Annotated in this window: 18 protein-coding genes; 10 read left to right on the forward strand and 8 right to left on the reverse strand. The window is 75.1% G+C overall.

Translation table 11 applies throughout. The features are described 5' to 3' along the window. Positions 1-48: 48 nt before the first annotated feature. The 4 genes from ABZ452_RS17095 to ABZ452_RS17110 all read right to left on the reverse strand — a co-directional run bounded on the left by ABZ452_RS17095 (position 49) and on the right by ABZ452_RS17110 (position 4,212). Positions 49-492, reverse strand: a complete 444-nt coding sequence (locus ABZ452_RS17095; RefSeq protein ID WP_357943582.1) for an SRPBCC domain-containing protein — start codon at positions 490-492, stop codon at positions 49-51. Positions 493-516: 24 nt separating this feature from the next. After that, the gene (locus tag ABZ452_RS17100; protein ID WP_357943584.1) at positions 517-867 is read right to left on the reverse strand and encodes a metalloregulator ArsR/SmtB family transcription factor; all 351 of its coding nucleotides are present in this window, start codon (positions 865-867) and stop codon (positions 517-519) included. After that, the gene (locus ABZ452_RS17105; RefSeq protein WP_357943586.1) at positions 864-1,325 is read right to left on the reverse strand and encodes an SRPBCC family protein; all 462 of its coding nucleotides are present in this window, start codon (positions 1,323-1,325) and stop codon (positions 864-866) included. The genes ABZ452_RS17100 and ABZ452_RS17105 overlap by 4 nt, the downstream gene beginning before the upstream one ends. A 94-nt stretch (positions 1,326-1,419) precedes the next feature. Continuing rightward, positions 1,420-4,212, reverse strand: a complete 2,793-nt coding sequence (locus ABZ452_RS17110) for a LuxR C-terminal-related transcriptional regulator (RefSeq protein WP_357943588.1) — start codon at positions 4,210-4,212, stop codon at positions 1,420-1,422. Between the two features lie 149 nt (positions 4,213-4,361). Between ABZ452_RS17110 and ABZ452_RS17115 the strand changes: the two genes are divergently transcribed. From ABZ452_RS17115 to ABZ452_RS17125, 3 genes are all read left to right on the forward strand, one after another. Beyond that, the gene (locus ABZ452_RS17115) at positions 4,362-5,630 is read left to right on the forward strand and encodes an MFS transporter (protein ID WP_357943590.1); all 1,269 of its coding nucleotides are present in this window, start codon (positions 4,362-4,364) and stop codon (positions 5,628-5,630) included. Further along, positions 5,627-8,701: a hypothetical protein gene (locus ABZ452_RS17120; protein WP_357943592.1), complete on the forward strand. Its 3,075-nt coding sequence runs from the start codon at positions 5,627-5,629 to the stop codon at positions 8,699-8,701. The genes ABZ452_RS17115 and ABZ452_RS17120 overlap by 4 nt, the downstream gene beginning before the upstream one ends. A gap of 280 nt (positions 8,702-8,981) precedes the next feature. Further along, positions 8,982-11,240, forward strand: coding sequence for a hypothetical protein (locus tag ABZ452_RS17125; protein ID WP_357943594.1), 2,259 nt, complete (start codon positions 8,982-8,984; stop codon positions 11,238-11,240). Positions 11,241-11,268: 28 nt separating this feature from the next. On the opposite strand, the gene ABZ452_RS17130 is transcribed toward ABZ452_RS17125, so the two are convergent. After that, positions 11,269-12,009, reverse strand: a complete 741-nt coding sequence (locus ABZ452_RS17130; protein ID WP_357943596.1) for an NAD(P)H-binding protein — start codon at positions 12,007-12,009, stop codon at positions 11,269-11,271. A gap of 127 nt (positions 12,010-12,136) precedes the next feature. On the opposite strand from ABZ452_RS17130, the gene ABZ452_RS17135 reads away from it, so the two are divergent. The 3 genes from ABZ452_RS17135 to ABZ452_RS17145 are packed head-to-tail and all read left to right on the forward strand — an operon-like array spanning position 12,137 to position 13,493. Continuing rightward, the gene (locus tag ABZ452_RS17135) at positions 12,137-12,637 is read left to right on the forward strand and encodes an Rrf2 family transcriptional regulator (protein ID WP_357943598.1); all 501 of its coding nucleotides are present in this window, start codon (positions 12,137-12,139) and stop codon (positions 12,635-12,637) included. Between the two features lie 56 nt (positions 12,638-12,693). Continuing rightward, positions 12,694-13,017 (forward strand): metalloregulator ArsR/SmtB family transcription factor, encoded by a 324-nt coding sequence (locus tag ABZ452_RS17140; protein ID WP_357943600.1) that lies wholly within the window; start codon positions 12,694-12,696, stop codon positions 13,015-13,017. Beyond that, positions 13,014-13,493, forward strand: a complete 480-nt coding sequence (locus ABZ452_RS17145; protein ID WP_357943602.1) for an SRPBCC family protein — start codon at positions 13,014-13,016, stop codon at positions 13,491-13,493. Before ABZ452_RS17140 ends, ABZ452_RS17145 begins: the two co-directional genes overlap by 4 nt. A 44-nt stretch (positions 13,494-13,537) precedes the next feature. Here the strand turns inward: ABZ452_RS17145 and ABZ452_RS17150 are convergent, their stop codons facing one another. After that, on the reverse strand, positions 13,538-14,026 hold the full coding sequence (locus tag ABZ452_RS17150) for a spore photoproduct lyase family protein (protein WP_357943604.1): 489 nt from the start codon (positions 14,024-14,026) through the stop codon (positions 13,538-13,540). A gap of 155 nt (positions 14,027-14,181) precedes the next feature. Here ABZ452_RS17150 and ABZ452_RS17155 point away from each other — a divergent pair, with 155 nt between their 5' ends. Further along, positions 14,182-14,535 (forward strand): cupin domain-containing protein, encoded by a 354-nt coding sequence (locus ABZ452_RS17155; protein WP_357943606.1) that lies wholly within the window; start codon positions 14,182-14,184, stop codon positions 14,533-14,535. Between the two features lie 26 nt (positions 14,536-14,561). Further along, positions 14,562-15,296 carry an alpha/beta hydrolase gene (locus ABZ452_RS17160; protein ID WP_357943608.1) on the forward strand — a complete coding sequence of 245 codons (735 nt, stop codon included), beginning with the start codon at positions 14,562-14,564 and terminating at the stop codon, positions 15,294-15,296. A gap of 39 nt (positions 15,297-15,335) precedes the next feature. Here the strand turns inward: ABZ452_RS17160 and ABZ452_RS17165 are convergent, their stop codons facing one another. After that, a complete protein-coding gene (locus ABZ452_RS17165) occupies positions 15,336-16,430 on the reverse strand; it encodes a nucleotide disphospho-sugar-binding domain-containing protein (protein WP_357943610.1) in 1,095 nt (364 codons plus the stop codon). A gap of 74 nt (positions 16,431-16,504) precedes the next feature. Here ABZ452_RS17165 and ddaH point away from each other — a divergent pair, with 74 nt between their 5' ends. Beyond that, positions 16,505-17,275 (forward strand): dimethylargininase, encoded by a 771-nt coding sequence (gene ddaH, locus ABZ452_RS17170; protein WP_357943612.1) that lies wholly within the window; start codon positions 16,505-16,507, stop codon positions 17,273-17,275. 112 nt (positions 17,276-17,387) lie between these two features. After that, entirely contained in the window at positions 17,388-20,723 is a 3,336-nt protein-coding gene (locus ABZ452_RS17175; RefSeq protein WP_357943614.1) for a S8 family serine peptidase, read from the forward strand. On the opposite strand, the gene ABZ452_RS17180 is transcribed toward ABZ452_RS17175, so the two are convergent. Continuing rightward, entirely contained in the window at positions 20,701-22,695 is a 1,995-nt protein-coding gene (locus ABZ452_RS17180; RefSeq protein WP_357943616.1) for a BTAD domain-containing putative transcriptional regulator, read from the reverse strand. The two genes, ABZ452_RS17175 and ABZ452_RS17180, sit on opposite strands and share 23 nt — an antisense overlap. Between the last annotated feature and the right edge of the window lie 78 nt (positions 22,696-22,773).

The following is a 22,773-nucleotide window of genomic DNA, read 5'->3' on the forward strand; positions in this document are numbered from 1 at the left end:
ACGGCACGGTCGCGGGTCGGTCGGTCACGGGGAGGCCGTGGCGCCGCTTCAGTGCCAGTCGCTGATCTGCACGTCCCGCGGGGACGGTGCGCCCTCGCCGGTCTCCACCAGCGACTTCAGGCTCATCAGGTACGAGCCCCACTTCGTGCTGCAGTGGTGCATGAACTCCACCGGCTCCTTCCAGCCCCGGTGCGTGAAGAGCACGATCGTGTAGTCGCCGTCCTGGCGGAGGTCCCAGTCGACCGTGGTCCCGATCCACTCCTCGGGGCCGTCCACCACCCGCCACGCCACGCGCTCGGCGGGCCGCAGCTCGACGACCTCCATGTCGAAGCCACCGGGCGGGAACCGGAACTCGAGGACGCCGCCGACCTCGCCACTGCCCTTCGTGTCGTCGGTCCACCAGCCGGCGAGGCCCTCGACGGTCGTCAGCGCCTCGTACACCTTGTCCGGCGTCCGGGTCCTGACCCCGACCCGGTGCAGAATGTCCACCATCTCGACTCCCCCTGATCCTCTTTGTCAGTCCGTACGGGTGTGCTGGATCGCCTCGGCGATCCGCTTGATCCGCCGCAGCCGGACGTCCCACGCCGACCCGACCGACGACAGCTGGGCCACCGCGCGGGCGAGCTGCGCGTCGTCCACCCGGTAGCGCTTCTCGCGGCCGGCGGGCGTGGCCCGGACCAGGCCGACCCGGTCGAGGACGCCGAGGTGCTTGGCCACCGCCTGCCGGGTGACCGGCATCTGCTGGCTGAGTGTCGTCGCGGTGCCGTCCCCCTCGACGAGCAGCAGGTCGAGCATCCGGCGCCGGGTCGGGTCCCCGATCGCGGACCAGAGGTCGTCGTCGACCTGCTCGACGACCCCGGTGCTCATGCCCGCACCTGGAGCGTCGCGGCGTACGGCGCCAGCCGCGGCAGGAAGAAGTCCCAGCCCGTGCCGTGCTCCCGGTACTGCTGCTCCAGCACGGCGAGCTCCCAGCCCATCTCCCGGAAGCCGGTCTCGGTCATCCGGAGCAGCGTCCCGGCGCCCGACGGGGTCAGGTCGAAGGTGACCAGCAGCGAGTTGCCCTCCGCCGCGGCCTCGCCGGCCGGGTGCGTCCACCGGAACGAGAACATCCGCGGCGGTCGCGCGTCGACGACGGTGAACGGCACGACCGTCCCGCCGGCGTCGCGGTCGCCAAAGACGATCTCTCCCGTCGACCCGGGCGTCGGGTCGTACCGGGCGTCGTCCGGCCACCACTGGCGGAGGTGGTCGGGGCTGCTCACCACCTCGAAGACGATCTCGGGCGACGCCTCGACGTAGATCTCGCGCTCGATGGTCCCGAATTCCATGGCATCCTCCTGCAACGTTTGGTTGCGCATGACGCTACCGGGGATGCCGCCCTGACGCAACCATCGGTTGCTCTTTGAAGAATCCGGTGAAGGGTCAGCGGGGGGACATCGGGGCGAGGCCGAGGCGAGCGAGCCCGGCGCACCCGCGAGCGGCGTGCTCGCCCCCGGCGAGCACCAGGGTCCGGGCCGCCTGGTAGCGGCAACCGCTCGCGTCGAAGGCGGCAGCCGTGGCGAGAAGCCGTTCCCGGTCGCCGTCGAACAGCGCGCCGGCCCGGGCCACGATGGCGGCGGCGACCGGGTTGCCGGCCACGACGGCCCGCGCCTCGGCCAGGCGGTCGCCGGCGTCGGGGTTCCCGGCGAGCACGCTCGCTTCGGCACGCAGCGCCACATACCAGTGGAGCCAGATCCAGGTGACCCACTTCCACACGTCGCCGGGCTCGGGCGCCAGCCGCTCCCACGCCTCCCCCGCCCGCCCGTCGTGGAGCATGAGCATCGCGTCGAAGACCGCGCCGTAGCCGTAGACATGCTCCGGTGGGGTGCCCAGCCGCCGCAGGACCGCGTCCCACTCGCGCCGGGCGTCGTGGTCGTCGCGCAGGCCGTGGATCATCGCTACACCGGCGACCGCCGGGCCGAGCACCGACCGGGCGGGGCTGCCGGCCCGCTGCCACGCCTCGAGGAACCGGGCGCTGCCGGTCAGGACGTCGTCGACGTTGCCCGCGAGCGCGTCGGCCACCAGCAGCCAGCTCGTGGCACGGTGGCCGACCTCCGCCAGCAACGGATGATCCGCGAGTTGCCGGCCCCACCGGCGGGCGCCCGGCAGGTCCCCCGCGCCGAGGCCCGCCTCGGTGGCCATGCCGAGCGCGTCGATCAGCTCGTGGGTGCCGGCCGGAGTGTCCGGCGCGGACGCGAGCAGCGTGATCCGGCGCCGCGCCGTGGCCGCGGCGCCGAACGCGTCACCGGCCCAGCTCCGGGCGCCGGTGAGCGCGTCGAGCGCGGCGGACTCGGCGAGCGGATCACCCGTGCGCTGCGCCAGCTCCACCGCCCGCTCGGCGCGGGCGATCGTCTCCGGTACGTCGTTCTCCGGTGGCCCCTGGGCGGCGCCGAACGCGTCGGTGAGCACCCCCGCCTCGGCCAGCGCCAACGCGGCCCGGGCGGCCCGGTCGTCGCCGGCCAGCTCGCGCGCCTCGGCGATGAGCGCGACCGCCTCCGCCTCCGGGGTGAGCCGGGCGAACTTGCTCCAGAACCGGTAGGCGTTGGTGGCGGCGGTCGCCAGGTCGGCGGCGGCGCCGGCGGTGTCCCCCGACCGGCGGGCCGCGTCCGCGGCCGCACGGTGGAAGCGGTACATGTCGTCGCCGCGCATCCGGCAGCCGGCCACGGCCGCGGCCTGCCGGAGCATCGACGCGGCGTCGGCCGGGTCGTCCGCGAGCACGGCCGCCTGTTCGAAACGCAGCTGGGACTCGCCGACCAGGTTGCGGGTGAAGGCCAGCTCCGCCAGGTGCCGGGCGAGCCGGTACGCGTCCGCGCGCTGCTCGGGGCGGTCGGCCGCCCACGCCAGGGCGGCACGGAGATCGTCCGCCACCGCGTCGAAGCGCGCCCGCCAGTCCGTGCGGACCACCGCCAGGCCGGCGGCCTCGGCCAGGCACCAGCGCAGGTGTCGGGTACGCGCGTCGTCCAGGTCGCCGGCCTCGGTGAGCCGCTCCGTCCCGTACTGGCGGATGGTCTCCAGCGCCCGGTACTCGGTGCCGCCGAGCGAGGGGGTCACCACCAGCAGGCTCTGCTCGGCGAGCCGGGCCAGCCCGTCGGCGACCACGCCCGTCGCGGACCCGGCGACCTCGGCCGCCGCCGCAACGGTGAACGGCGCCACGAACACCGACACCCGGCGCAGCAGCGCCCGGTCGGCCGGCTCCAGCAGGGCGTGGCTCCAGTCCAGCGCCGCCCGCACCGAGCGGTGCCGGTCGTCGGCGCGGGAACCGCCGGCGAGCATCCGGAGCTGGTCGGACAGGCCGGCGGTGAGGCCGTCCAGCCCGAGCGTGGACCAGCGGGCGGCGGCCAGCTCGATCGCCAGCGCCACTCCGTCGAGCCGCGCACAGACCGCGGCGATGTGGTCGCGCAGGCCGGGATCCGGCGGCGGGCCCACCGCGGCCGCCCGCTCCAGGAACAGCGCGACCGCGTCCGACTCGCCGTCGCCGGCCAGCGATAGCGGCGGCACCGGATACACGCGTTCGAACGGCACCATCAGCCGGGCGCGGCTGGTCGCCAGCACCGTCACCCGGGGGCACGTGGCGAGCAGCCGCTCGACGAACGGCGCCACGCCGTCCCGTACCTGCTCGCAGTTGTCGAGCACCAGCAGGGCGTGCCGGTCGGCCAGCGCGGCCACCACCGACTCGTCGATGGCGGCGCCGGGCTGCTCGCCGAGGCCGAGCGCGCCGGCGACGGCGGCCGCGACCACGGCGGTGCCCGGGTCGGTGACCGGGACCAGGTCGACGAACCACACCCCGTCGGCGTACCCGCCGGCCGCCTCGGCGGCCAGCGTCAACGCGAGCCGGGTCTTGCCCACGCCGCCGGGGCCCACGGCGGTCACCTGCCGGTGCGTCTTGAGGATCTCGGCCAGCTCGGCCCGCTCCCGGGCCCGGCCAACGAACGAGGTCAGCGGCGTCGGCAGGACCGGCGCCGGGTGGGACCGTCCGGCGCGACCCAGCTCGGACGCGCGCTGGGCGAGCGCCCGCCGATCCGGCATCGCCAGCTTGCGCAGCAGCGCGGAGACGTGGCTCTCTACGGTGCGCACCGAGATGAACAGCCGTGCCCCGATCTCGGCGTTGCTGAGGTGCTCTCCCACCAGCGCCAACACCTCGGCCTCCCGGGCCGAGACCTCCCCCGTCGCCGTCACGGGCCCCATTCTCGCCCACCCCCGTGGCGTCGATCCGTGGTGGTTTCCGTGGTCGGCACCGATGCCGGTCCCGCCACCGGCGGGCGAGGCTCGGCACAGGCAGATCGGCGACGGGGAACGGAGTGGCGGAGATGAACCCAGGGTCTGGTGTGCGTTCGTGGGCGGGCTCGGTCGGGCGGCTGCTGAGACAGCCGGTGCTCCGCCGGCTCCTGCCCGGAATGCTGGTCTCCGCCCTGGGCGACGGCATGAGCATGGTCGCGGTGGCGTGGCTCGCGGTCCAGATCGCGCCGGCCGGCCAGGCCGGTGTCTGGACCGGACTGGCGGTGGCCGCGTACGCGCTGCCGGCCCCGATCGGCGCGGCCGTGCTCGCCCGGCTGGTCCGGGGGATGCGCGCCGCGCACCTGGTGGCGGCGGACGCCTCGGTGCGAGCCGTGGCGCTCGGCGCAGTCGCGGTCCTGGCGGTGGCGGGCCTGCTGGAGCCGGTGGCGTACGTGGCGTTGCTGGCGGTGTCCTCGCTGCTGCACGCGTGGGGGAACGCCGGCGCGTACACGCTCGTCGCAGAGGTGCTGCCGGAGGAGGACCGGCTCACCGGCAACGCGCTGCTGTCCACGTTCGCCCAGGCCGCCTTCGTGGTCGGCCCGGCGCTGGCCGGCGGGCTGACCACGCTGGTCGGCCCGGGCTGGGTGATCGGGGTCGACGCGCTGAGCTTCGCGGTGCTGGCCGTGGCGGGCTGGACGGTCTCCGGCCGGCGGGCCGCCGCCGTCGGCGTGCCGCCGGCCGAGCCGGCGGCGGGCGGCTGGCGCACCATCCTGGACCGGCCACGCCTGCTCGGGCTGATCGCCGTCACCTGCGCGTTCTTCTTCCTCTACGGCCCGGTCGAGGTGGCCCTGCCGGTCCACGTCGCCCACGGCTTGCACGGCTCACCGGGCCTGCTGGGTCTCTACTGGACGGTGTTCGGCATCGGGGCGACGGGCGGTGCGCTCGGGGCGGCGCTGCTGCGGCACCGCCCGCCCTGGCCGGTCGTGGTGGGCATCGTCGTCGGCTGGGGCGCCGCCCTGCTCCCCCTCGGCCTCACCGACGCCGTCGCGCCCGGGCTGCTCGGGCTCGCCGTCGGCGGTCTGGTCTACGGCCCGTTCACCGCCATCTCCACGGCGCTGTTCCAGCGCGACACCCCACCGCAGGCCCTGAGCCGGGTGCTCGCCGCCCGCACCGCGCTGACCACCCCCGCCACCGCGCTGGGCACCCTGGTGGGCGGACCGGTCGTCGCCGCGGTCGGCGGCCGGCACACCCTGCTCATCTCCGCGCTGCTCACGATCGCGCTCGGCGTTGGTGTCGCCGCCGCCCTGCGGCTCGCCCGGTCCGGCCGGCAGCCGGCGTGGACGAGGCCCAGCGGTGGCACCTCTACGATGCGAGCGTGATTCACGTCACTTCGGCGCGGAGACCGTACGCGCTGCTCGCCGCCGCGATCGTCCTGGTGTTGCTCGGTGCGGGCGTGGCCTGGGGCGTCGACGACGCGCTCGGGCTGAGCCACACGCCCGCGGCCGTGCCGCACGAGGACGTCGACGCCGCGCCGCGACGGGTCGCCGCACCGGCGCCGCCGCTGGCGTCCGTGGTCGTGCCCGACGAGCCGCGCACCCGCAAGGCCGGCGCCGCGGTCGCCGACGCCGTCGCCGCGCGCGGCCTGTCCCGCCCGGCCGTCACGACGTCCGCGCCGGCGCCGGCGGGCAACCCGTTGCCGGCGCGGGCGCCGGACCTGTCGAGGGTGACCACGCTGCGGGCGGGCGTGCTCCCCGCCCCGGCCGGGGCCGCCGAGTCCTACCGGCTCGGCGTGCGCGGGGCCGAACTCGTCGTCGACGGGACCGATGTCGCCGGCGCCGCGGCCGGGCTGTACCGGCTCGCCGACCGGATCCGTTCCGGCGCCGAGGCGCTGCCCGCCGCCGACGCCGGCCGGCTCGTCACGCCCCGGCTCGGCCTGCGGCTCACCGACGCCGGCTCGGTGGGCCGCGAGCCGGACCCGGCCGCCTTCGCCGCGGGCGACGACTACCACCTGAACACCGACGTGGTCGGGCCGGCGCTGCTGCCGACGGCGCCGTGGGTGGACGCCGACGCGGTGGCCCGCGTCGGCGCGCAGTTCCGGCAGTTCGTCGACCACTCGGTGGCGCAGGGCTACAACGCCGTCGTCGTGCCGGGTTTCCTGGAGTACGTGACGTTCGCGAAGGTCGGCGACGGGCACGCGGTGTACCCGCCGGGCGACACCCACGTCGACCGCGCGAGGGCCATGGTCGCGGCGTTCGCCCCGGTCTTCGGGTACGCCGAGGAGATGGGCGTGAAGGTCTTCCTGCTCACCGACATGCTCGCGGTGTCGCCGCCGCTGGAGGCGTACCTCACGAGGACCGTCGGCGGGCTCGACGTGGCCGATCCCCGGCTGTGGGCCGTCTACCAGGCCGGGCTGGCCGAGCTGTTCGAGAGCATGCCCTTCGTCGACGGGCTGATGGTCCGCGTCGGTGAGGGCGGCGAGGTGTACGCCGCCGACGGCTGGGACTACTCCTCGAAGCTCGCCGTCACCACGGAGGCGTCCGTGCGCGCGATGCTGCGCGCGCTGCTGGACACCGCGGGGAGGGCCGGCCGGGAGGTCATCTTCCGGACCTGGACGGTCGGCGTGGGCGCCGTCGGCGACCTGCACACCAACCCGGAGTCCTACGCGCGGGTGCTGGGCGGGATCGACGACGAGCACCTGATCGTGTCCACCAAGTACACCCTCGGCGACTTCTACAGTCACCTGCCGCTGAACTCCACCCTGCTGGCCGGTGCGCACCGCCGCATCGTGGAGTTCCAGGCCCGGCGCGAGTTCGAGGGGTTCGGTTCGCTGCCCAACGACCTCGGCCCGCTGCACCGCCAGGCGCTGCGGGCCTTCCTCGCCGCCAACCCGAGGGTCGAGGGCGTCTGGAACTGGACCCAGGACGGCGGCCCGCTGCGCGCCGGACCGATGTCGCTCTACCTGCGCACCGGGTTCTGGCAGCTGTACGACCTCAACACGTACGCCGTGGCGCGGCTGGCCTGGGACCCGGACACGGACCCGGCGCAGGTCACCGCGGACTGGGCGTACCGCACGTTCTCCGCCGACCCGGACACCGTCGCCGCCATCGGGCAGGCCATGGCGCTGTCCCGGCGGGCGGTCACCGGCGGCCTCTACATCGGCCCGTACGCCGACCGGTCGGTGCGGGCGCTCGGGCTGGAGCCGCCGCCGATGATGTGGATCTTCGAGTGGGACATCCCGACCGGCGACTCGGCGGCCCTGGACAGCATCTACGCGGTGACCGGCGGCCGGGTCGAGGAGGCGGTCGACGAGGGTGCGCGGGCCGTCACGCTGGCCCGGCGCATGCGGGACCTGGTGGCCGCCACCGACCCGGCGACCTGGCGGGACGCCGGGCTGCGCGAGCACTTCACCCGCACGCTCGACTACCAGGTGAACCTGTTCGAGACGCTGGCCGCCTACCGGACCATGGTGCTGCGGCACGCGCAGTGGCTGGACACCGGCGACCCGGCCGCCTACGACGGCTGGCGGGCCGCCGCGTCCGCGTACCGGGTCGCGCGGGACGTCCACCGGCAGCGCTACGGCGCCGACCTGGACCTGCCCGCGTACCACTTCACGGCCGCCGACCTCGGCGCGGAACGGGCGGACCGGGACCCGGCGATGGCCTGGGCCGCGCGGGCGCTGCTCGCGCTGATCCTGGTGGTGGTGCTGCTCGGCCTGCGCGGGCGGGGTCCCGGCGGCGCCGCCGCGCGCGGGCTGCTGCTGGGCGCGGTCCGGCCGTGGCGGGTGGCCGCGCTGCCGGCGCCCGCGTCCCGCGCGGACCGGGTTCTCGTGTGGCTGGTCCCGGCCGTGGTCCTGGTGGCGAGCCGGCTCGTGTTCACCTGGTTCGCCGCCCCCGCGCACCTGCTGGTCAGCCTCGGCGGGTGGGCGCTGTTCGCCCTCGTCGTCCGCCTCGCCGTCGGCCGGCGGGATCCGTTCCACCTGTGGGCCGTGGTGGGCGGCGTCGCCCTGCTGCGCAGCGTGCTGCTCCTGGCGGCGCTCGCCGGGCGCGGGCCGGGGGCCTACTGGTTCGCGTTCTGGACCGCGCCGGCCCTGCGCGCCGCCTACGTCACGGCCGCGGTCGCCGCGTTCGGCTGGCTGTTCGTGGCCACCGCCGTCGTCCTCCGCGACCGGTACGCCGTGCGGCGGCGCCGCGTCGTCGGGCTGACCCTGACCGCCGCGGGCGTTCCGCTCGGCATGCTGGCCGGTCTGGTCGCCCTGATCGGTCTGGAGCGCGCGTTGACGGTGTGGAACGACCAGATGGCGCTGCTGCCCTGGGGGCTGTCCCGCATCCTCGGCATCACGGTCTACCTGGGCATTCCCACCGGCCTCCCGGGTTACGCCGCCGGCGCCGGAGCCGCCCTGGCCGGTGCCGGCCTGCTGCTGTCGATGCGCCCCGGCCGGCGGACGGCCTGACCGCGCTACGACCCGCCCGCACGGTGTCCGGCCCGGGCCCGGCCGGTGCACCGCCACCGCGAGCGCGACGCTGGTCGGGGGGATCGTCTTCGCCCGGTTCGGCCTCGACTGGTGCGGAGCGCCTGACGGGCGCGCCGCCGGACTCGGACTGACCGGGCACGCGAGCAGCCGCCCGGGAGGCGGTTGGGCCCGGCCGGGTGGGGTAGACCGCCGCGATGGGCGGGGCGCTCCTCGGCCGGGTCCACCCGGTTCGGACCCCCCAGGACGGCTCGGGGGGCCGATGTCCGATGCAGCAGTGCGGCCGGGTGGGCCGGAGCCGTCCGACGACGTGGTGGAACTTCGGGTGCACGGGGCCTCCGCCACGCGGGCGAGTGCCGGCCAGGTCCTGGCCCTGCCGCAGATCGAGCAGGTCGCGGGCGACCGCAGCGGGGGCTTCTACCGGGCCGGTCGCCAGGAGCCGGGCGCGGGCCGCACCGGGCGGGTGACGCTGGAGGCGTACCGCTGGGGCGACCTGCCCGCCGGGACCATGGCCCGGACCGTGGCGCTCGTGTTCCTGCTGCCGTTCATGCTGGTCAACGTCGCGATCTGGATGCGCCCGGCGAACCGGGGCTCCGACGCGACCACCCGGTCCCTGTGCCGGTTGCTGGCCCTCACAATCACCGCGCTGTACGTGCTCGCCGCCGCCGGTGTCGCGCTGGACCTGATCGCGTGGAAGTGCATGAGTTCGCCGCACTGCCTGGCCGGGCGCGGTTGGTTGTCCTGGCTGGGTGGGCGGCCGGTCGGGCTGCGGCTCGCCGTGCTGGCGCTGGTGCCGGCCGCCGCCGTCGGCCTGCTCTGGCGGGCCAGCACGCGCCCGGGGCGGGTGTTCGAGGCGTTCCGCGCTCCCGAGGCGGCGATCTCCGGGCACCGGCTCGGCGCCGTCGGCCGGTGGGACGCGGAACCCCTGGTGGGCCGGCTGCGCTCCATCCACGTCGCGGCGGCGTTCGCGACGCTGGACGTCACGCTGCTCGCCGCCCGGGCCGCGCCCGGCGCCTCGCCCGCCACCGTCGCGCTGGCGGTCGTCACCGGCACGGTCCTGGTCGCCTGCGCGGTCCTGCTCTGCGCGCCCCCGCTGATCGACCGGGCCGCCGCGGACCGGCGGCTCGACCGGATCACCGGCACGCTGCGGACGGTCGCCCTGGTCCTGACCGCCGTCGTCGCGGCCCACGTCCTGACCGGCCCGGCGCCCTGGCCCGAGAGCGGCGGCCTGCCCGGCTTCGACGCGATCCTCACCTGGCTGTTCGTCACCCAGACGACCCTGCTGGCCGCCCTGGGAGCGGTGCTACTCCGGCTGCGGCTCCGGAGCCGGCGGGCGGGCGCCGCGCCGCTGCTCGGGCTGGGAGCATTGGCGATCGCGGCCGCCGCCATCAGCCTCGCGGTGGCGTACTCCGCCGAACTGGTCTACCGGGTGGCGGACTTCCTGGACCGCGACGCGCCGACCGCGGTGGGTGTGGCCGACTGGGCGCCGCGGGCGTGCACCTGGGCGATCTTCGGTTTCTTCCGCACGGTGCTGATCACCCTGGTCGTCGCGGGGCTGGTGACCGTGATCTCGCGACCGCGCCGGTTCCGCGCCGCGGCGGCGGTCGTCGCGCGTGACTACCCCGATGCACCGCCGGAAGCCGGGCCGCGGCTGCGGCAGGTGCGGAAGGCGATCGCCCGGGCCCGGTTCACCGAGAACCTGATACCCCTCGCCGTGGTCTACGCCGGCCTCGCCGGGATCGGCACGGCCACCACCACCATCGGCCTGTTGAAGCTGTGGCCGGGTGACGTCGTCGAGCGGTACGTCGGCGTGCCGGCCGACCTGGTCACCTTCGCCCTCGCGTTCGGCAGCTGGCTGATCGCGGCGATCATCGTCGGCCTCGTGCTCGGCGCGATCTTCGCCTACCGGACCAGCGGATTCCGGCGGCATGTCGGCATCCTGTGGGACCTCGGCACGTTCTGGCCCCGGGCCGCCCACCCGTTCGCGCCGCCCTGCTACTCCGAGCGTGCCGTGCCGGAACTGGCCCGGCGGATCACCTACCTCGTGGAGCGCGGCAACGCCGTCGTGCTCACCGGGCACAGCCACGGCTCGGTCCTGGCCGCCGCGACGGTGCTCCAGTTGCCACCCCGGGTCAGCGGCCGGGTCGCGCTGCTCACCTACGGGTCTCCGCTGCGCCGCCTCTACGCCCGGCTCTTCCCGGCCTACGTCGACGACGAGGCCCTGCAGGAGATCGGCGCCCGGGTCGGCTGGCGGTGGCTGAACCTGTGGCGGGACACCGACCCCGTCGGCGGCTGGATCTTCTCCGCCCACCCGCCCGCCGCGCCGGACCGGGCCGGCGACCCGGCAGCGACGGTGGACCGCCGGCTGCGGGACCCGGTCGCCGTGGTGGCCCCACCCGGCGACAGCGTCCCACCGCCGATCCAGGGGCACCGGCCCACCGAGTTCGCGCAGCCGTTCACCGAGGCGGTGGCAGAGCTGGTCGAGCGCCTCGGCGAGCCGCCGGCCCCTGGTCCGCGCTGACCCCCCCGGTCGAGGGGTGCGGCCCAGGTCAGTGGGCGGACTGCATCCAGTCCCGGTAGTGCGTGGGGGCCAGGCGTACGTCCGGGCCGCCGATGAGCACGTCGCCGTCGACGACCGCGAACATGCCGGCCTTGTCGTCGATGACGACGGTGCGGTCGTCACCCTGCGCGGCCAGGGTGATCCTCCCGAGGTCGTCGAGGGTGAAGACGTCGGGGCCGGCGACGTCGCGGATGCCGTTCAGCGGCGCGCCGGTGGCGACGTCGACGACCGCGTCGACGACGTCCGCGGCGGCCATCGGCTGGATGCGGGTGGCGGGCAGGCGGACGGTGGTGTCGTTGGAGGTCCAGGACATGATCGCGTTCACGAACTCGAAGAACTGGGTGGCCCGCACGATCGAGTACGGCGTCGGCCCCTGCTGGAGCAGCTCCTCCTGCAGGGTCTTGGCACGGTAGTAGTCGAGCTCGGGCACCTGGTCGACACCGACGATCGAGAGGACCACCTGGTGCCGGACGCCGGCCCGCTCCCCGGCGGCGAGCAGGTTGGTCATCGAGGTGCGGAAGAAGTCGAGCGAGGCCTCGTCGAAGGTCGGCGAGTTCGCGACGTTGACCACCACCTCGGCGCCCTCCAGCGCCTTGTCCAGGCCCGCACCCGTGAGCAGGTCGACGCCGGTCGACAGCGCCGCGGGGACGGCCTCGTGCCCGGCCGCGGCCAGCTTCCGGACCACCTGTGAGCCGATCAGTCCGGTGCCACCGATGACTGTGAGCTTCATGGCTCTCACCCTTCCACGACGTACCCGCCCGGCACGCCGGCTTCGTCGAGATCACGTCTCGAACTCGGACAACTTCTGTCCGAGACTCTAGTCGGATAGTCTTTGTCCGAGTCAAGAGGGGGTCCACATGAAGCTGTCCGGCGGGGTCGAGTGGGCGCTGCACTGCTGCGTCGTGCTGACCACGGCGACGGAACCGGTGCCGGCGGCCCGGCTGGCGGAGCTGCACGACGTCTCCGGCAGCTACCTGGCCAAGCAGTTGCAGGCCCTGTCCCGCGCCGGCCTCGTGACCTCCGTCCAGGGCAAGGCCGGCGGGTACGTCCTGACCAGGGCACCCGAACTGATCACGATCCTCGACGTGGTCGCCGCCGTCGACGGCGACCAGCCCGCGTTCGTGTGCACCGAGATCCGCCAGCGCGGCCCCCTGGCCACACCGGCGGAGGCCTGCACCCGGCCGTGCCCGATCGCCCGTGCGATGGCCGGCGCCGACGCCGCCTGGCGCGCCGCCCTCCGGGCAGTCTCCATCGCGGACCTCGCCCGCGACGTCGACGACGACTACGGCCCCACCGCGCTCGCCGGGATCCGCGACTGGCTCGACGGCCCGAACGGGGGCGGCACCGCGACCGCGTAGGCCCGCGCTCCGGGCGGGCCTTGACTCGCGGCTTCGTAAGTCATAGCTTACCGTTCGTGGCTACTTACCGAACGGGCGACGGGTGGGACGCCCTGGGTGACCCGACCCGGCGCGCCATCGTCGCCTGCCTGGCCGAGCGACCCCGTGCGGTCGGCGAGCTCGCCGACGAGCTGCCGATCAGCCGACCGGCGGTGTCCCAGCACCTCAAGGTCCTCAAGGACGCGGGGCTGGTCAGCGACCAGGCGGCCGGCACCCGCCGGGTCTACCGGCTCAACCCGGCGGGCGTGGCCGCAATACGGGACCAGCTCGACACGTTCTGGCACCGCGCGTTGGACAGCTACCGGGACGCCGTCGAACAACCGACCGAGGAGACCCCATGACCGAGCCAACAGCCGCGGTCGTCCGCCGGCAGATCGTCGTCGAGGCGCCGCTGGAACGGGCGTTCACCGTGTTCACCGAGCGGTTCGGCGACTTCAAGCCACCGGAGCACAACCTGCTCGGCGCGGCGATCGCGGAGACCGTGTTCGAGCCCAAGGTCGGCGGCCACATCTACGACCGGGGCGTCGACGGCAGCGAGTGCCGCTGGGCGCGCGTGCTCGCCTACGAACCGCCGGACCGGGTGGTGTTCAGCTGGGACATCAGCCCGCAGTGGCAGGTCGAGACCGACCCGGACAACACCAGCGAGGTCGAGGTCCGCTTCGTGGCCGAGACCCCGCACCGCACCCGGGTCGAGCTGGAGCACCGCCACCTGGACCGGCACGGTCCGGGCTGGCAGTCGGTCCGCGACGGCGTGGGCCACGACGAGGGATGGCCGCTCTACCTCACCCGGTACGCCGCCCTGTTCACCGACCGCTGACCGGAAGTGTGGGGGCGCGACCGTGCGGGAGCGTCCCCACACCGTCACCGGGCCGGGGTCAGGTCCACCCGGGTCACCGGCGGGCCGAACAGTGACCCGGCGAGATAGCAGTACTGGCAGTGCGCCGGGCAGCCCTCGGCCAGGTCGACCCGCCAGTCCGCGCTCGGCGCGATCGGCTGCAGCGCCCGTCGCGACGGCGGGCTGACCACGATCGCCAGGGTGGACTTGGCCCGCGCGTACGTCTCCCGCTCGGTCTCCCCGCGCACGCCGGTCAGCCGGTTGGCGCGCAACCGCTCCACCTCGATGCCCAGAGCCTCGACCGTGGCGACCACCCGCCGCCCGTGCGGGTGGTCGAGCGCCGCCGGAGTCGCCACCACCCTGCGCGGGGTCCAGCGCCGGGCCGGCCGGGCCGCCGGCGCCAACCCGGTCAGGTCGCGCGTCGGCACCCCTTCGCCGCTGGCGTCGTGTGATGCCGGGGACAGGTCCACGGCGAGCGGCTCGTCGACGTCCACGATGTCGCTGCCCCGCCTCATCCGGCCCGGCTACCCGCTCCCCCTCCCGTCAACCGGTCGAGCTGATCCTGCGCGGGCCGGGCATGTCTCGACCGGCCGCGGGTAACGCCACGTCCCCGGTGCCGCGCCTCCCGGACCGCAGGCGAGCGCGGAGATCGACTGGACAGGAGACGGGCATGTCGCACCAACCCGGCGTCGCGGAGCCGCCCACCGTCCGGCGTACCGAACTCCAGCGGCACCCGGCCTCGGTACCGGGTCGGCTGATCGTGCAGACCCTGTTCGAGATCCCGGTCGGGCTGGCGTCGGGGCGGCACCGGCACCCCGGCGAGGAGGTGGGGTTCCTCATCCACGGGGTGATCGCCATGGAGTTCGACGACCGGCCCACCCTGACGGTCCGCGCCGGGGAGCCGTTCCTGATCCCGCCCGGAGTCGTCCACAACGCCCGGAACATCACGGCCGACGTCACCACCATGATGCTCTCGACGTACCTGGTCGACGAGACGCAGCCCCTGGTGACGCCGTGTGACTGACCGGCCGTCGATCGAAAGGACCCAACATGACCAGCACCTCCGCGCGTCCCGGCAGGCCCACAGTCGTCCTGGTGCACGGCGCCTTCGCCGACAGTTCCAGCTGGAACGGGGTGGTGGAGCGGTTGACCGCCGCGGGCGTCGCCGTGAAGGCGGTACCCAACCCGCTGCGTGGCCTCGCCGAGGACGCCGCATACGTGGCGAGCGCCCTGCAGCAGACGCAGGGGCCGGTGCTCGCGGTGGGCCACTCCTACGGTGGGGCGGTCATCACCAACGCCGCCTCGCGGGTCGACAACGTCGTCGGCCTGGTCTACGTCGCCGCCTTCGCTCCGGAGGACGGCGAGACGCTGATGGACATCGAGGGCGGCTCCAAGGACAGCGTGCTGACCTCGGCGCTGCTGCCGGTGCAGTACCCGACCGCCTCGGGCGCCGAGACGGAGTTCCTCATCGACCCGGCGAAGTTCCACGACGCGTTCGCCGCCGACGTCGCCGAGAAGGATGCCGCGGTCATGGCGGTCACCCAACGCCCTGTCTCCTCGCTGGCCTTCTCCACGCCCACGACGAACCCCGCCTGGAAGAGGCTTCCCTCCTGGGCCGCCGTCGCCACCGGCGACCGGGCCGCCGGCAGCGACGCGCTGCTCCAGATGGCCGAGCGCGCCGGCGCCACGATCACCCGGATCGACGCCTCCCACGTCGTCATGGTCACCCAGCCCCAGGCGGTCACCGACGTCATCATGCAGGCGCTCGACGGCGTCTCCCGGTGATCGCACCGGGCCGGCACCGTGGCTCGCGCCGGGAGCGGGTCACCGGAGGAGCGCGGTCAGCCCGGTCACCACGTCGGAGGGCGGCGGCATGGCGGCCATCTCGTCGCGTACCTCGCCCGCCGCCTGCCTGAGCGCCGCGTCGGTGACGAGCCGGGTCAGGACGTCCGGCGTGATGCGCCGGGCTGCCACCGCGAGACCGGCGCCGCGCCGCGCGACCACCTCGGCGTTGTGCCGCCGGTCGCCCGGGCCGGGCACGACGAGCTGCGGCACGCCGGCCGCCAGGGCGCCCAGCACGCTGCCCGCCCCGCCGTGGTGCACGCACGCCGTCGCGTGCGGGAGCACCCGGTCCAGCGGCACGCAGCCGACCACCCGGACGTTCTCCGGCAGCCGCGGCAGCCTGCCGGGCGGCCGGACGAGCACGATGTCGGCGTCCACCGCGGGCGCGGCCGCGATGATCGCCGCCGTCGGGTCGCCGCCGCCCGGACCGGCGACGGTGCTGCGGCTCACGATGATCCGCGGCCGCCCTCCGGCGCTCAGCAGCCAGGCCGGCACCTCTCCACCGCCCGAGTACGGCACCGCCCGCATGGGCAGCCCCGGTCTCGGCCCGGTCAGGCTCGGCGGTGACACGGTGATCGTGGCGGCCGGCGTGCCGATCCGGTGCCGCCTCATCGGCCGGCTCGCCGCCACGGCCGCGACGAGATCGGCGGCGGGGAACAGGTTGTTCTCCTGCAGCACGCCCGGAACTCCGAGGTGCTCGGCGGCGACGCCACCGGCCACGCCCAGCGGCTCGTAGACGATCAGGTCGGGCCGTTCGCGCCGGGCCAGCGCGACCACCGCGTCCGCGAACGTGGCGTTGGCGGTGCCGAACAGCTCACCGACGACCGCGGTGCCGGCACGCCCGGCCAGCTCCCGTCGGGCCAGCAGCGGATGTCGCAGCAGCACCCGGCCGGCGATCCGGCCGAAGGCGAACCCCGGCGCGATGTCGTGCGCCGCCAGGCCGCCGAGGTCGACGGTGAGCGCGTCGCCGCCACTCGCGACCAGCACGTCGTGGCCGGCGTCCCGCCAGGCGAGGGCGAGCGGGAGCAACGGCAGCAGATGTCCCTGCAGCGGCGCGGAGACGACCAGGACGCGCATGGCCCATTGAAACCCACGACGCGCGCCCTCGTCGCCCCGTGGACGGTGGCAGCGGGAGCAGGCAGACTGCTGGCATGACGCGAGGCATCGCTCTGGTCCGGCGACCCGGCGACCGGCTGGCCGAGGGGCTGGTCACGCACATCGAGCGCAGCGACGTGGATGTCGCGCGGGCGCGGCGCCAGCACGAGGCGTACCGGGCCGCGCTCGTCGGGGCCGGCTGGCAGGTGCGCGAGGTCGACCCGGCCGACCACTGCCCCGATGCCGTGTTCGTCGAGGACACCGTCGTGGTCTGCGACGACCTGGCGGTGCTGACCCGGCCGGGCGCGCCGGAACGCCGGCCGGAGGTCGCCGGCACGGAGAAGGCGGTACGGGAGGCCGGGCTGGAGGTCGTGCGCATCGAGGCTCCCGGCACGCTGGACGGCGGTGACGTGCTGCAGATCGGCACCACGGTGTACGTGGGCCGGGGCGGCCGCACGAACGCTGCGGGCATCGCCCAGTTGCGCGCCCACCTGGCGACCCGCGGGCGCACGGTGGTTCCGGTCCCGCTGCGCGAGGTGCTGCACCTCAAGTCGGCCGTGACGGCGCTGCCCGACGGCACCCTCCTCGCGCTGCCGGAGCTGCTCGACACGACCGTGCTGCGGGGGCCGGTGCGCGCGGTCGACGAGGAGGCCGGCTGCCACGTCGTACCCCTCGGGGGTGACCTCGTGCTGATGGCCGCGTCGGCGCCGCGCACCGCGGCGCTCGTGGCGGACCTCGGCTTCGCGCCGGTCGTCGTCGACATCGCCGAGTACGAGAAGCTCGAGGGCTGCGTCACCTGCCTGAGCGTGCTGGTCCCCCGGGCCTGATCGAGGGCCCGCGCCGGCCCATCGATGTGACCCAGGTCACTCGCAGTGAACCGTCATCCTCCGGCCACGTCCGGAGCACCTGGACACCCCTCGCATTCATCCAGGGAGAATGATGCGTTCATCTCGCAAGTTATCGGCGCTGGCGCTGCTGGCGCTGGGCGTCTCGGTGGTGGCTCCGGGCGGTACGCCGGTGTCGGCGCAGCCCCGAGCCGCGAAGCCGGCGACCACACCCCCGGTCGCGTCCAAGCCCCGGACGGTCACTCTGCTCACCGGCGACACCGTCCACGTCAGCACGGTGGACGGCCAGACCGCCGTGAGCGTCGTGCCGGGCAAGGGACGGGAGCGGATCCCGTTCATCACCCACAGCGCCGGCACGGAGGTGCGGGTCATTCCCGCCGACGCCGTCGGCCTGCTCAACCGGGGCAAGCTCGACGAGCGGCTCTTCGACATCACGACGCTGGTCGGCTTCGGCTACGACGACACCCGGGCCACCCTGCCGCTGATCGTCCAGCACGGCGGCGCCACCCCCGCCGGCCTGGCCGGCGCCCGGACCACCCGGGAGCTCTCCGGGGCGAGCGCCGTCGCGGAGAACCGGGCGGACGCGGTGTCCTTCTGGAACAACCTCACCGCCGGCGCGAGTGGCGCCGAGCGGCGGCTGCGGGCCGGGGTCGACAAGGTCTGGCTCGACGGGCTGCGTCACCCCACCCTCGACGTCAGCGTCCCGCTCACCGGCGCGCCGGAGGCCTGGCAGGCCGGCTGGACGGGAACGGGGGTGAAGGTCGGCGTGATCGACACCGGCGTCGACCAGACCCACCCCGACCTGGCCGGCCGCGTCGCCGCCGCCGCGAACTTCACCTCCGACCCGGACACCCTCGACCGGGTCGGCCACGGCACCCACGTCGCCTCCACCATCGCCGGCAGCGCGGCCGCGTCGCAGGGCCGCTACAAGGGCATGGCGCCCGGCGCGACCCTCTACAGTGCCAAGGTCTGCGTCCAGGAGGGCTGCCCCGAGTCGGCCATCCTGGCCGGCATGACCTGGGCGGCGCAGCAGGGCGTGAAGGTCGCCAACATGAGCCTCGGCGGCCCGGACAGCCCGGAGACCGACCCGATCGAGGCGGCCGTCGCCGACCTCACCCACCGCTACGGTGTGCTGTTCGTCATCGCCGCGGGCAACAGCGGCGAGGCCGGCGAGGCCACGGTGAACTCGCCCGGCAGCGTGACCGAGGCGCTGACCGTGGGCGCCGTGACCAAGAGCGGCGAGCTGGCCGGCTTCTCGAGCCGGGGTCCGCGTGCGGGGGACGCCGGCATCAAGCCGGACGTCACGGCGCCCGGCGTCGGCATTCTCGCCGCCCGCAGCTCGACCTCCGACCTGCCGCCGGACGACGGGAACCCGCAGTACACCGGCCTCAGCGGCACGTCGATGGCGACCCCGCACGTGGCCGGCGCGGCGGCGATCCTGACCCAGCAGCACCCGGACTGGTCGCCGGAGCGGATCAAGTCCACCCTGATGGCGGCCGCGAAGCCGAACGCCGCCATCGGCGTCTACGAGCAGGGCGCGGGCTTCCTCGACGTCGCCCGGGCGATCCGGCAGGGCGTCACGGCGAGCCCGGTCAGCGTCGCCTTCGAGCGGACCACCGCCGCGCAGCAGCGCACCATCACGTACGCGAACAGCGGCTCCTCCCCCCTCACCCTGGCCGTCTCCCTCGACGCGAAGGACGCCGACGGCGCCCCGGCGCCCGCCGGCCTGTTCAGCCTCGGCGCCTCCTCCGTGACGGTCCCGGCCGGCGGGACGGCCACCGTGACCGTCACCGTGCAGGCCGGCGCCGACCTGGCCGACCACTACTTCGGCGGTGAGGTGACCGCCACCGGCGGCGGCGTGCAGGTGCAGACCCCGGTCGCCCTCGACATCGCCCGCCACCAGCTCAGCCTCAAGCTCGTCGGGCCGGACGGCGGAGCGCCCACGCCCGAGCAGGGTTGGGTGACCCTCCTGACCGACCTGGACCGGCAGACCGTCCTGGTGCTCGACAACCCGGCGGTCACCACCTACCGGGTCCGCGCGGGCCGGTACCTGGTCCAGACCTACCTGCTGACCGGCGACCCGTACCTCCCGAACGTCACGTCGCTGGTGCGCCCGAGCCTCGACCTCACCAGCGACCAGGCGCTCACCGTGGACACCCGCCGGGCGAAGCCGATCGCGGTGTCCGTGCCGAACCCGAAGGCCACCGCCGTCCACCAGGAGTTCGGCTGGACGATCCGGACCGAGCAGCCGCAGATCTGGGGCAGCAACGACCCGTTCGGCGTGGTCATGGGCATCCCCCTCGACCACGTCCGGACCGCGCAGATCGGGGCCGGCCGGACGCCCGGCTTCGTCTCCTACGTCAACGGGATGTGGGGTCAGGTGGCCGAGGACGGCAGCCTCCACAACAGCCCGTACGTCTACCGGGTCTACCTCTACGAGCCGCAGAAGATGATGACCGGCCTGACCCGCCGGCTGCGGGCGGGCGACTTCGCCACCGTTCGCTCCCGGATCAGCGCGGACGTGGCCGGCGTGCCGGTGTCGCGGACCGCTGTCGCGCACTCGCCCGGCAACTCGCCGATCTACCGGGACGAGCGCAACATCCCGCCGAGCTTCAGCTACGACGCGCCGAGCACCATCACCGAGTACTACAACCAGGACAAGCAGGCGGTGTGGCAGTCGACCTCGTCGCAGCTGAGGTACACGTACTACCAGTCGGCGTGGACCAGCTTCCGGCCCGGCCGCACCTACGACGTGAAGTGGGCCAACGGGGTGGCCGGGCCGGTCTTCCCGGAGCCGAACTTCGGCCAGCAGTTCGCCACCCGCTACTGGGGTGACCAGATCGGCGGGCCGGGGCCGCTGCACGGCGACGGCAGCGGGCACATGGGCTTCCGGCACGTCCGTGGCGGCAGCGTGGAGGTGAACCTCTACCGCGACGGAGTCAAGATCGGCGACGCGACCGAGACGCCCTGGGTGTGGAACGTGCCCGCCGAGAAGGGTGACTACCGGTTGGCCGCGACCTTCCACAGCGACCCGGAGTTCACCCTGTCGACCGTGGTCGACGCGGAGTGGACCTTCACGTCCGCGCACGTGCCCGACGGCGACCTGGTGAAGCTGCCGCTGACGGCGATCCGGTACACCCCGGACCTCGACATCGACAACCGGGCGCCGGCCGGTCGGCTGTTCCCGATCCCGGTCTCGCTCGACCGCCAGGTCGGGGCGGCGCCGGGCCGGACCAGGACCCTGACCGTCGAGGCGTCCTTCGACGACGGCAGGACCTGGCAGCGGCTCACCGTGAAGCGGTCCGGCGAGAAGGGGGTGGCCTGGGTGCGCAACCCGGCCGGCACCGGCTTCGTCTCGCTGCGGGCCGCCGCGACGGACACCAGCGGCAACACGGTCAAGCAGACCGTCATCCGCGCCTACCGGTACTGAGAACGGTCCCGGACGCGGTGCCCACCGGCGCCGCGTCCGGGGTCACCGGTGCCGGCACAACCTCGTGGTGGTCGTGGATCCGCTCGACGGCCGCGTCCCGCTCCGCCGCGTCGTCGTGCTCCTCCCCCAGCTCCGCCGCATAGGCGCGCAGCAGGTCGTGCATCCGCCACCGGCCGTCGCCAGGCTCCACCAGCAGGTGCGCCGCGAGCTCGGCGAGCAGGCCACGGGCGGTGCGCGGGGGCAGGCCGGCCAGGGCGGCCGCCGCCTCCGTGCTCAGCTCCCCGGCCCGGTGCAGGGGCAGCAGCCGGAAGAGTCGGGCCGCCCCGGGGGTCAGCGCGCGGTAGGACCAGGAGAAGCTCGCCTCCAGGTCGGCGTGCGCGTCCCCGAAGCCGGCCAGCCGGCCGTCGGCCCCGGCCAGTTCACCGGCGACCGCGGGCAGGCTGAGCGCGGGCCGGCCGACGGCGCGGGTGGCGACCAGCGCCAGGGCCAGCGGCAGCCGCCCGCACCGCGTCACGATCTCGTCCACGGCCGCCGGGTCGGCGGCCGTCACGTCGCCGAGCCAGCGGGTGAGCAGTTCGCGGGCCTCCGCGTCGGTCAGCAGGTCGAGGTGCAACGGGTGAGCGCCCGCCGGCCCGGCCGTGCCGGTGATCCGGCGGCGGCTCGTGGCGATGACGAGACTGCCGCCGGCGCCGGGCAGCAGGTGCCGGACCTGGTCCCAGTCGCGGCAGTTGTCGAGCAGGATCAGCATCCGGCGCTCGGCCAGGATGCTGCGGTAGAGGCCGGCCTGGGCGTGCGGTTCGGCCGGGATGGCGGCCGGCGCGACCCCGAGGGACCACAGGAAGCCGCGCAGGGCCTCCGCCGGTGTCATCACCGAGTCGCCGGAGTCGAAACCGCGCAGGTCGGCGTGCAACTGCCCGTCGGGGTAGCGGGAGGCCAGGTGGTGGGCCAGGTGCACCGCCAGGGTGGTCTTCCCGACGCCGGGCATGCCGTCGATGACCAGCGCGGTGGCCGGCCGGTCGCCGGCCAGCAGCTCCTCCGCGGCGGCGACCAGGTCCCGGCGGCCGCTGAAGTACGGATGGTCGGCGGGCAGCTGTGCCGGCGGCCCGGGGCCGGTCGGCGGCGCCCCGGCCGGCGGCCATGATCCGGCCTCCGCGCCGAGGGGCGGCGCCGCGGTGAGGGCCCGTCCGGCACCGCGCCACGACCCGGACCCGTCGGCCGCGGCGTCGTGGTCGAGCAGGCTGTCCCGGGCCGCCCGCAGGTCGGCGCCCGGCCGGATGCCGAGCTCGCCGGCGAGCCGGTGCTCGATGTCGGCGTACGCGGCGAGGGCCTCGGCCCGCCGGCCGTCCGCGGCGAGCGCGAGCAGCAGCCGCGCCTGGAGCGCCTCGTCCAGCGGCTCGTGTTCGGCGGCCAGCCGGATCGCGGGCAGCACCGCGTGGACGCACCCGGCCCGCAGGGCGGCGTCGGTCGCGGCCCGGACGGCGGCGAACCATTCGCCGTCGACGGCGAGGAACTCCGGGTGGGCCCGGGGGCCGGACCGCACGCCCGAGGCGCACCGGTCGCGCCACAGCGCCAGCGCCTCCCGGTAGAGCGCGACGGCCGGCTCGCCGGAGCTGCCACCGGCCCGGGCGACCAGGCGCCGGAAGCGCAGCAGGTCGAGCGCGTCCTCCTCGATCAGGAGCCGGTACTCGCCGCCGTCGCGGATCAGCACCGAGCCCGCCGCCCGCGTCGGCAGGCCCGGCTCGAAGCGCCGCCGGAGCATCCCGACGTGCCGGTGCACCACGTTGACCGCGCTGGGTGGGGGGTCGGACTCCCACAGCAGGTCGACAAGCTCGGCGATGCTGACCGCGCCGCCCGCCCGGGCGAGCAGGAACGCCAGGACCAGCCGCTGCTGCCGGGTGCCCAGGTCGAGCTCGGACCGGCCGCGCCAGGCCCGCACCGGGCCCAGAACGGCGAAGGAGAGCGGGGTGGTCATCCTGATGCGATCCGTACCGAGGTGGGTGCCACGATCGTCACAGCATGGCAGGGCCCGCCGCGGGGCCGGCGGCCGGGG

Origin of the sequence: Micromonospora sp. NPDC005707, from assembly GCF_040631005.1 — a bacterium.
Classification (GTDB): Bacteria; Actinomycetota; Actinomycetes; order Mycobacteriales; family Micromonosporaceae; genus Micromonospora.